The 9,843-nt window shown below is 54.8% G+C and carries 9 protein-coding genes and 1 pseudogene; 2 read left to right on the top strand and 8 right to left on the bottom strand.

Annotation, left to right across the window (positions count from 1 at the left end; all coding sequences use genetic code 11):
- Positions 1-310, top strand: a pseudogene (locus ACEW72_RS12865) (hypothetical protein); the annotation flags it as partial.
- A 218-nt stretch (positions 311-528) separates the two neighbouring features.
- Here the strand turns inward: ACEW72_RS12865 and virB11 are convergent.
- From virB11 to ACEW72_RS12825, 8 genes are read right to left on the bottom strand one after another with little or no spacing between them, the layout of a single operon-like run.
- Positions 529-1,515 carry a P-type DNA transfer ATPase VirB11 gene (gene virB11 / locus ACEW72_RS12860; RefSeq protein WP_373476780.1) on the bottom strand — a complete coding sequence of 329 codons (987 nt, stop codon included), beginning with the start codon at positions 1,513-1,515 and terminating at the stop codon, positions 529-531.
- 2 nt (positions 1,516-1,517) lie between these two features.
- A complete protein-coding gene (locus ACEW72_RS12855; protein ID WP_373476779.1) occupies positions 1,518-2,672 on the bottom strand; it encodes a TrbI/VirB10 family protein in 1,155 nt (384 codons plus the stop codon).
- Positions 2,669-3,424 carry a TrbG/VirB9 family P-type conjugative transfer protein gene (locus tag ACEW72_RS12850; RefSeq protein ID WP_373476790.1) on the bottom strand — a complete coding sequence of 252 codons (756 nt, stop codon included), beginning with the start codon at positions 3,422-3,424 and terminating at the stop codon, positions 2,669-2,671. The genes ACEW72_RS12855 and ACEW72_RS12850 overlap by 4 nt, the downstream gene beginning before the upstream one ends.
- Positions 3,425-3,429: 5 nt before the next feature.
- Positions 3,430-4,653, bottom strand: a complete 1,224-nt coding sequence (locus tag ACEW72_RS12845) for a type IV secretion system protein (protein WP_373476778.1) — start codon at positions 4,651-4,653, stop codon at positions 3,430-3,432.
- Complete coding sequence (locus ACEW72_RS12840; protein ID WP_373476777.1) at positions 4,650-7,067, bottom strand: VirB4 family type IV secretion/conjugal transfer ATPase; 2,418 nt, start codon at positions 7,065-7,067, stop codon at positions 4,650-4,652. Before ACEW72_RS12840 ends, ACEW72_RS12845 begins: the two co-directional genes overlap by 4 nt.
- A 10-nt stretch (positions 7,068-7,077) precedes the next feature.
- Complete coding sequence (locus tag ACEW72_RS12835) at positions 7,078-7,362, bottom strand: type IV secretion system protein VirB3 (protein ID WP_373476776.1); 285 nt, start codon at positions 7,360-7,362, stop codon at positions 7,078-7,080.
- The gene (locus ACEW72_RS12830; RefSeq protein WP_373476775.1) at positions 7,363-7,668 is read right to left on the bottom strand and encodes a TrbC/VirB2 family protein; all 306 of its coding nucleotides are present in this window, start codon (positions 7,666-7,668) and stop codon (positions 7,363-7,365) included.
- 4 nt (positions 7,669-7,672) lie between these two features.
- Positions 7,673-8,170, bottom strand: a complete 498-nt coding sequence (locus tag ACEW72_RS12825; RefSeq protein WP_373476774.1) for a lytic transglycosylase domain-containing protein — start codon at positions 8,168-8,170, stop codon at positions 7,673-7,675.
- 303 nt (positions 8,171-8,473) lie between these two features.
- Here ACEW72_RS12825 and ACEW72_RS12820 point away from each other — a divergent pair, with 303 nt between their 5' ends.
- Positions 8,474-9,829 carry a polysaccharide lyase family 1 protein gene (locus ACEW72_RS12820; protein ID WP_373476773.1) on the top strand — a complete coding sequence of 452 codons (1,356 nt, stop codon included), beginning with the start codon at positions 8,474-8,476 and terminating at the stop codon, positions 9,827-9,829.
- Positions 9,830-9,843 lie beyond the last annotated feature (14 nt).

The following is a 9,843-nucleotide window of genomic DNA, read 5'->3' as shown; positions in this document are numbered from 1 at the left end:
CGGTGGCGGCGGCGGCGCAGGCGGGCGCGGCGGCGACGGGGGAGGCGTCGTCGTAGGTGGAGGTGATGGCGGAGGAGTTACAACCGGCGGTGGTGATGGCGGAGGTGGCACTACAACAACAGGAGGCGGAGGTGGCGAGCTCGACGGAGGAGTCCCGCCTGTGCTGCCGCCTGAACCGCCGCCGCCACAACCCGACAGGGCCAAGGCAAAGACAAGTGTAGTGGAACCGACGACAATGCGTCCGCGTTTTTGCATCGAATTGCGACCTCTGATCATATTGATTGAAACCCGTGCCGTTTTTTATTTCTAAGCATCGGGTATTCGAAGTTACCTAATTAGGTGTACGCAACTATGGTTAACATATCGCTAATGAAACTGTGCTTCGGCCACACGTTGTATTTTATCGGTCAGCCGAAAATGCCTATGAACCGCAGATTAACGAGGGTTTTGGCGGATTTTTCCAAGAATATCGTTTAGCTAATATCATTCAATTGGTTAGGGCTACCAAGGCTAAAGATCCACCAATTGTTACAATTCAAGGTCACGGGTCACAACTATTGAACTGATGCCCCTTTTACCTTCCTGGCGTTCCAGTTGTACTACAATATCAATCACGAAACGTGCATATTCTATAACGTCCTGACGGCTTAATCCAATTCCGGATTGCATGACCATAAGCGCAAGCTGTTCAATCGCACCCCTTGGTGAATTGGCGTGGATGGTCGAAAAGCTGCCCGGATGTCCGGTATTGATGGCGCGCAAGAAGCTTACCGATTCAGACCCGCGCAATTCCCCCAGTACAATGCGGTCTGGCCGAAGCCGCAACGCTGCTTGCAACAGGTCGTTCGTGTTGATGCGGGCAACGCCCATGTCGCCTTTCATGGCCACAAGCCCGACCGAATTGGGATGCGACAACCGGATTTCAGGCGTATCCTCAACAAGTACAATACGTTCGGACATGGGCACTTCGGCAAGCAGCGCGTTCAGAAAACTGGTTTTACCGGTCGAAGTCCCGCCACTAATCAAAATGGTTTTACGCGCATGAATCGCTTGCTGCAAAAAAGCGATCGGGTCGCTTTTGGCCAACGTAATCGTTGGTTCGCTGGCGGGCGCCAATTGGTTGGAAAATGCCGAAAGCGGCATTGCCTTGATCTTGTGCCGCCTAATCGCAATTATCCAGTCGCCTCGCGTTGCCGACGGCGCAATGACCTGAACACGGGCGCCGTCTTCCAGCACCGCCGACAATAAAGGGTTTTCCCTGTTGACGCCCTGATTATTCACCCGCGCAATTTGGGTCGCCAGACGTTCGATCAACCGGCTGTCAATCTGCGGCACCAGAAATCGCTCCATCTTGCCAGGGCCGGCGCGCTCGATCCATATTTCGCCCGGCCGGTTTATCAAAACCTCGGTAACATCATCCTGGTTAAGCCAAGGCTGGAGCGGCGCAAAATAAGCCTCGAGATAAGATTCGGCGACTTTGTCGGGAGCGCGGCCAAATGTGTGTTCAGGCTTCATCGTCAAAGACTGGCATCCAGGGCGGTCGAAAAATCAAGATCGCGCGCGACGAAAATCTTGACCGCCTGTCCTTGCGTAACCCGGATTGTCGGGGGAATGTTGGCGTTGCTCTGCGCGGCCACTGATGCGGCACTGGTGCCCGATGCAATAACGACCCCGTCGTTTGATCGCGAACCCAATGCGCCGACAACGGACAATAAAATCGCGGCGCCAAAACGCTGGAAGAAATGGCTGTTCACTTTGCCCGGAAGGCCGGTTTCACCGGCACCGTCAGTTCCGGGCGAACCAAGGTCAATCGAGACACCATCGGGCCGGATCGCACGCGTCCATATGACATAGGCCCGAGTCTGTCCCGCAGCGACGCCGCTTTTATACTGGCCGATCAGGCGCGATCCGCGCGGCAAAAGCACGGTCTTATTGTCAAAACTGCGAACGTCCTGGCTCACAAAGGCCCGGGTATAGCCCGGCAAGTCGGAATTGATCGCGGTTTCAAGCACTGCCGGAATCAGCGTGCCCGCCACAATAGTGGCCGCAGGGTTCGCCATTGGCGTGGCGCTGCTGCTTCCCTCTTCGCCCGCCCTCAAGCCAAAGAGTTCGTCGTTATTCAGACCGACGGGGGTTGTGGGAATATCGCCCGATGCCCCCTGACGGCTCGCGTTACGGCGTTGCAGCCGGTCTGCATATTCATCCAGAATAAGCGCAGGCGAACGCGGATCGGTGGTTCGGGGCTCAAAGTTCGAAGTCAATGCCGATGGCGCTTGCACCACCGAAACCGGCGGCGGTGTCATAGGCGGCATCCCTTGACCAGCCGTCCCAGTTCCTGCTTGCACGCCCATTACCGAATTGCCCAAGGGATCGACTAGCGTAACAGCATTTTGCGGGACCGATGGTGGCTGCAAATCGGCGATGGCAGGCATTTCCTCTTCCTGCTTTGGCTGCGGACTCGCGGTTTGCCGTGCATCGGTCATCAAATATAAGGTCAGTGCGCCCAACGCGACGGCACCGAACATTCCGCCCCAAATCGCAAAGCCGTCTTTCCCGCGCTTTTGGCTCGCAACGACGGGGAATCGGTTGGTCGAAGCCTCTTCAAGACTGTCGCCATCAAGCATGGTCCTGGGATCACGCTCATCATGGATGCCTTTCGTGATCGTCTTCAATTCCCGGACTCCAGTTTAGACATATCAGCGTCGGGCAGCGTTATTCTGTCCAACCTGGCTTTTGCTTTGCCAAGCCTTAGCATGATCGCGCTCGGCACGAAATCGATCACGAAATAATCATTTTGGGAAAGCTGGTTGACCAAGCCTTCCGTGCCATCGACGCCAATTGAATATATCGCCGGCGGTGACACTGTTTTGGGCCAGCGCAAATATGTTAAAGTGCCATCGTCAAAAATCTCGCTTGGCCACAAATTGGCTTTACCGCTTTTTGACCAGCTGACTTTGAGGTTCGACGGCGCAACAGCCGGGGTGTCACTTATCGCCTCTGGCGGGATAGCGGTCAGGTCAGGAAACTCGGGCTCCACCGGATCAGGCGGATAAATGAACCGCAAAGTGTATATCGGCACCGCCTTTTGATCGACCGAATTCAGTTCGAAAAGATAGGTCCGGCGATCCGTCACGATCGTCAGATTGGTAACTTTCCTGGTAGCAATCGGTTTGATGAAAAGGATATTCGACCGCTTGTTCGGTGTGACCTGCCAGTTCGAGCCATCCCCGATCGCGATATTTTCGATCCGCTCTTCCTCCCCAAACAGCACAGCCGTCTGGATGCCCATGACACCGGCTATCCGATATACCGTTGCCGCAGAGTAATGCCGCTCGACAACGCGGCTATCATTCGCTTGCTGAGCGGCTGATGGCTGGCTTGCGAACAGGAAAGCCAGCGCCAGAATGACAGGAGAGCAACGCATCTTTTTCACTCGGCCCCCTCGCGCTTCAACCGCACTGCGCCAATGGTGGCGGGGCGATATTTACGACCCAGCGCTTGCGTAACATCATTGGTTTCACGTCTCGCATTTCCTGCATTCCCGATATTGTCACCGCTATTCACGGCAAAGCTTCTGGTAAAGCCCGAACGTTCGGCAGAATCCGGGGAAGCCGATGCCGTCGCGCCTTGTTCCACCGCGCGCAAAATTGACTGGGTCCTCTGGTCAGGCCCCGATTCTGCAGCAGACTGTGGCGCACTTGCCGCAACCAGTGCGGATGCCGAAGCGGTCAATGCCGCAGCATTTGCAGCCGCATTGCTGTTGTCGACCGCCGAACCATTGCCGTCAGCCTCTGCCCACGGCAACCGCCATCCCGACACCAAAGTCGTAGAGAGCTTTATCGCCATCAACATGAGGGCAACATGAACCGAGGCGGCCAAAAAGATGTTTACGGCAATCCGCATATCAATTTGCCCATCCAGCTTGGCCAATTCGACCACCAGAGGCCGAATAAGCGTAAGGGTGCCACCCCCCAACAGCACCGCGAACAAGGGCGTCACGGCCAGCATCACCACCGATTTCATCCAACCGACAAACAGGCCGCGTGTTCCCGAAAACAGCGCAAGAATGATAAAAATCGGTCCCAAGGCCAGCATCAAAGCAAGTGCCATGCGGGACACGATAAGCACCCCGACGGTACCAAGCAGCAACATCAACGCGCCGAGCCATAACAAATCGCCTTCTGCGGACATTACACCTGTCGCAGCCTCTGGCCCCGCCCCCGCACCGCGGGACTGCAACGCCACTTGGGCAATTGCCTGAAACATGACATCGAGTTGCCGCGAGAACATGTATGTCGCGCTGCCTTTTGTGTTCAACAGTATCTTGGCAAGCTCTTCCGGCGCGCCCAAAGCGATGTTGAGAACGAAGCTTTGATAGCCGATCCAGCTGGTCGCAAAAGTCAGTATCAATCCAAGGCCCAAAATCCTTGGAGGAAGCGCCGACAGACGGCCACGGCCGCTGAGCAGCCGAAAGGCGATAAGCGCGACGTAGATCGTCAAAATGATCGTCAGCGCCCAACCTAAAGCACCGCCGGGTCCGAAGAAGCGGTTGAACGCATATTCGATGATCCGTTCGCTGTTGCAGTCGATATACTGCAACCCTGCGGTAATGCCTTTTTCCTTCAGGCCGGTTGCTTGGCAGAATTGGCTCATTGGGCAAATTCCGTCAGATCAAGCAAGATGTTCGGGTCGCCCGGCCACGGCGTCTTGGTAAGATGTTCGTACCAGTTTTCCGGATTGTCGCCATAGCTGAGGCGCAGACTGTCGAGCGCGCGCACGCTTGATTCCCGGCCGGACAATATCGTCAATATGTCCGGCATTTGACCCAGATCCAGCCGGACCACGACGCTGTGATTGGGCTTCCGGATCAAAAAGCAACGGCTGTGAACAGGCAAAGTGCGGATGAGCGATAGTTCATGGTCGCTAAGCCCGAAACCACCGCAATAATCTTCGGCCTTTGCTCGGCTATTGGGCATGAAAATCTGCGTCGCGGTTTGCTCGACTATGGCCGAAGACACCTTGCTGTCGAGTGCATCACGGGCGCTTTGCGTGCCAAAACCGACGATCGCGTTGCGCTTACGCAAGGTTTTGAGCCAGTCGCGAAGGCGGGCGGCAAAGAGGGGATCGTCCAGCACTTTCCAGCCTTCGTCGATCATGATCATCGCCGGGCTGCCATCGAGCCGCTCATCAACCCGATGGAAGAGATACATCATAACCGCTGTGCGAATGGCAGGCTGATCGAGCAGCGCAGTCATATCGAACCCGATGATCCTGTTTGAAAGATCCAGCCCGTCATCGCTGTTATCGAACACCCAGCCACGATCACTATGATCGAGCCATGGCCGAAGGCGCGATTGCAAATCGCCTTCTTCGGGGCGCTTGGTCCCGCCCAACAGATCGCCCAAATGGCGCAAGGTCCGAAGATGCAGCCCTTGTTCAAAATTTGCATCGACAGCGGCGGCAATTACCGTTTCATCGGCTGGCGAAAGTCCGCCGCGTTCGGGTGCGAGCAAACACGCGAGCCAGTCACGCAGAAACGCCCTGTTCAGCGGACTGTCGGGCAAGAGCAAGGGGTTGAACCCGGTCGCCACGCCGGGTCGCAATTCCACATAATTTCCACCCAGCGAGCGCAGGAAAATCTCCGCGCCGCGATCCTTGTCGAACAGGATTGTGCGCGGCTCAAGCTTTTGCGCCTGTGCGGTGAGGAAATTCATCACCACCGTTTTACCCGACCCCGAAGGCCCAATGAGGCTGAAATGGCCCAAATCGCCTTCATGGAAATTGAAGAAATAGGGCGTCGCACTGGTGGTTTCGAATATGGTGATGGCATCACCCCAGTGATTACCTTTGGGTTGGCCCATCGGAAAACCATGCATCGAGATAAAACTTGCCGCGTTGCTGGTCGAAATCATCGCACCGCGTGCGATGTACATTTCATTCCCCGGAAACTGTGCCCAAAAGGCAGGTTCCAGATTGACATCCTCGCGCACGCCGATCGATCCGAAATCGGCAAGCGCGGCGACAGCTTTCGCAGCGGCTTTGTCAAGTGAGGGAATGTCATCGGCGCGGACCGACAACGACAAATGATGCATACCGAAACCAATTTGTCCGCCGATCAACTGATCTTTGGCCGCCAGCATTTCCCTGCGTTCACCAGCGACATCTTCGTCGGTTGCCTTTAACCGCCGTAAAGACAAATCGATACGCTCCTTGGCGACTTGCCGGTCAACCGGGGCAAAACTCTCTGTCAGGGCGAATTCATGCGGAAGGCGCAACACATCGTCCAATATGCCAACCCGCGTTTCGCCGGGATAATCCTTGACCGAGATCATCGCGGCAAATTCAGAACCGCCAGCACCGCGATATTCAATGGTGTCGAGCCCGAAACTCACCCGCTTATAAGGAATGTGATTTCCCAGATCGACATCGTCATCGGGTTTCAACACCGACCGCATTTCACCATTATAAAGCGCCGCCAGAAATTCCAGCGGTTCGGAACAGGTTCCGCCTTCGCCTTCATAACAACCCAGATCGCGCACGCCATATTGTTGCAACGCCGCGCTTAAGCCGATTACCGCGCTATCGAGGTCCCTTAATTCTTCCTGGAAAATAGCATCATAATGATTGCGATTGAACCGGCGACGCAGACGTTCGAGCAGGCCCACCTTACCCCTTGGCGGACGGCGCAATACTGTTAGGAAAAGTTCGTTGGCGAACAAGGTTCTTTTGGCCAGCCGATAGGTCCATTTTTCCTGCAAATGCGCGGCAAATGCACCCGAAAAATGCGAGGGCATTTCAGCCGACACCCGCCGCCGGATAACATGGTGATAGACGATGAAGCGGGCATCGAGCGTGCTGCGTAAAATCGTTTCGCGCACAGCCTGGGTATGGTTCAGATGGTCGGCATCTTCTGTTTCAAATGGAAGCCCGTTCAAGTGCAGGACACGCATCAGGCTGCCGTCACGCAGTTGTAGCGTCACGTCATCAACATGCCGGCGATAGGGCAAACGTTCCCCGGCACGTTGTTCATATTTTCCCCATGCTGCGGGTCCCCGCCAAGCCATCATCTATTCCATTTCACGGTGCGTAACTGTTGCAACCCCAGCGTTTCCAATTTCTAACGCGCGGTGTTCGCGATACTTTTGTAATCCATAGATCAAAAAACCGGGGCTCCCGAAGACACGCCAGATAACCGATAACATGCACAATCAACGCGACTCCGAGCGCCCAAAAACTGCGGGTAATCAAAAATGCCTCGGTCGAAATCACGCCGTTGATAACAAAAAAACTATAGGTGACGCCCGCAAACATATGCGGACGCGTTAGCGACGTAAAAATAGGGGCCTTGCTAAGTGCCACCACTCAACCCGCGCCCGCAGCGGATTGAATGCCCGAAACAATGGCAACCGCGCCGAACAGGATGAAGCAGCCCAGCACAACGGTCATTCCGTAGCGCCAGTTCATCCGTCCGGTCAGCATCAAAAAGCCGACGGCGGCAACGGCGACGACTGCAGCGGCCGTAGCCACATTACCGAGCAAGGTTCCTTGCAACCATTGGGCAGCCCTTACAATCGGGCCGCTTCCGGCAGGGTCTTGTTGCGCGAATGCAGGTGACGACAGCAACGCCATTGGCCACAATATTGCTATCCGTTTAAGCAGGTTTTTCATATCATCATTCCTCCAAAGCGCCACCCCAGGCCACGCGCTGATGTATCGCATCCACATATCGGCGGGTTTCCGCAAAAGGCGGCACGCCTTGATATTGGACGACACGGGCGGGTCCGGAATTATAAGCTGCCAAAGCCAGGCGGGTGTCGCCATTAAACTTTGTCAGCATGGATTTCAGATATCGCGCACCACCGTCAAGATTGGCGACGATATCAAAAGGGTTGACCCCCAGCTGCTGGGCTGTGCCCGGCATCAATTGGGTCAGACCAATCGCCCCCTTGGGCGACCGGGCCGAGGGGTTCCAGCGGCTTTCCTGCCAGATCAGTGCTTCAAACAACACAGGATCAATGGCGTGCTGTTCGGAAATGGTCGTGACAATTATTTTCCAGTTAGTCGGCATTATTTTTCGCGTCACCAAAGGTGAATAGATCGCATCGCCTTTGCCTTCGATTCGGGAGTGTTCATTGCCAGTTATCGGCTGGGTTAAAGTTGGCTTTAACATAGTATTACTATGTGTACCAATTTCATACACTTGGGCTAACAAACTATTAGGCACAGCCAAAGTAAAACCTGTAAACAACAGGAATTTAAGGAGATATAGATAGTTGGCTCTACACAAAATCATTATGCGCGGCATAAGACTTTCCACAAAATTGGCAAGTATCATAGCCGCAAATCGACCGGCATTATCGCGATAAGGCACTGATTTATTTCTTTTGGACATTAGGGGTAAGCCCTTTGCCCTATTCAATTCTGAACCCAATGCGTGCAATATGGTTTTAAGAGAATCTACGAGGATATGCCGATGTCTCCCTTTTCGCGTAACGGGCTTTTTACTGGGTTGGGCCTATTGGTTTCCACAAGCATTGCTTTTTCGTCCTGCTCGCCTGTGGACGGTCAGACAAAAGGCACGACGCAGCCATCGGCGCGTTCCAAAGCTTTTCCCGGAGCTATCGGTCATGGCGCGGCAACATTGGGCGGCTTTCAAGGCAAGGTCGTTCAAGTTACAACCGTTACGGATAGAGTGGCGGGATCGTTGCGGGCCTGTGTTGAAGCCATCGGCCCACGCACGTGCGTGTTCCGTGTTGGCGGTGTGTTTCGTTTCAGCGGCGCGCCTCCGGTTATCCGCAATCCATTCCTGACAATAGCGGGTCAAACCGCGCCGGGCGGCGGTGTCACTATCGCGCATGATGGCAGCGCGGAATCGCGCACGCCATTGCTTATCAAAAACACCAATGATGTGATTGTCCGCCACGTCCGCGTCCGCAACGACCGGATCGGCGGGGAAAAGGAATCGGAAGATTCGATAACAATCGAGAACAGCAAATATGTCGTCATCGACCAGGTGAGCGCAAGCTGGGCCCGGGACGAGATTATCAACGGCTATGGCAGCAATGATTTCATCACCATCAGCAATTCCATTTTTTCCTATGGAATACCGCGCCACGACAAATGCGCTTTGTTGGGCAGCGACCCAAAGAAGCCGCAAAAGTTCAGCTTTGTCGGCAATATCTGCGCGCATAATGGCGACCGGAACCCCGATATAAACTTCAAGCAGGCCTCTTGTGTCGAGGTTGTGAACAACGTCTTTTATAATGCCGTTTCGGAATTTGCCGAGATTTGGGAAACCTATGGCGGGACGCCGGTTTCTCTGGTGGGTAACAGCTTCAAGTCCGGCGCGGACACAACCGACGGCGCAGTCGGCATTATTCGCCAAACCGTCGGCAGCACCGGAAAATCGGCCATCTATATCCATGACAACCAGTTTTTCGGCAATTTCACGCACATTGATGCGTCAGTCGCCGTCGCGCAACGGAACAATCCGTCATGCCCGCTAACGATAACTCCTTTATCAGCCGCCAACGCATATTCGTCTGTATTGGCCAAATCCGGAGCGTGGCCTCGCGATGCCATTGATATTGAAGTTGTGGCCGATGTTGCAAATGGAACGGGCCGGATTGTAGATTTACCCGGTTCAATTCCAGCCATATTGGCCGGAACACCTTATCCCGATAGCGACCGTGATGGCATGGATGACCGATGGGAGGCCAAGCATGGAGCCAAAGTCGGGGTATCGGACCCTTGGGCGGATTCAAACAAGGACGGCATAACCAATTTGGACGCTTTTCTTGACGCGCTTCATCAAGCACTGCTGCGTTGAACGGTATCAGCCTG

Origin of the sequence: Sphingorhabdus sp. (assembly GCF_041737645.1) — a bacterium.
GTDB lineage: Bacteria > Pseudomonadota > Alphaproteobacteria > Sphingomonadales > Sphingomonadaceae > Sphingorhabdus_B.
Note: the sequence above shows the minus strand (reverse complement) of the source record. Positions and strands in the feature narration are given on the sequence as shown.

What these genes read in the sequence shown, in the direction of transcription:
- virB11 (WP_373476780.1), bottom strand. Translation starts at nt 1,515, where the DNA reads ATGAAGCCTGAACACACATTTGGCCGCGCTCCCGACAAAGTCGCCGAA.
- ACEW72_RS12850 (WP_373476790.1), bottom strand. Translation starts at nt 3,424, where the DNA reads ATGCGTTGCTCTCCTGTCATTCTGGCGCTGGCTTTCCTGTTCGCAAGC.
- ACEW72_RS12840 (WP_373476777.1), bottom strand. Translation starts at nt 7,067, where the DNA reads ATGATGGCTTGGCGGGGACCCGCAGCATGGGGAAAATATGAACAACGT.
- ACEW72_RS12845 (WP_373476778.1), bottom strand. Translation starts at nt 4,653, where the DNA reads ATGAGCCAATTCTGCCAAGCAACCGGCCTGAAGGAAAAAGGCATTACC.
- ACEW72_RS12820 (WP_373476773.1), top strand. Translation starts at nt 8,474, where the DNA reads ATGTCTCCCTTTTCGCGTAACGGGCTTTTTACTGGGTTGGGCCTATTG.
- ACEW72_RS12830 (WP_373476775.1), bottom strand. Translation starts at nt 7,668, where the DNA reads ATGAAAAACCTGCTTAAACGGATAGCAATATTGTGGCCAATGGCGTTG.
- ACEW72_RS12825 (WP_373476774.1), bottom strand. Translation starts at nt 8,170, where the DNA reads ATGTTAAAGCCAACTTTAACCCAGCCGATAACTGGCAATGAACACTCC.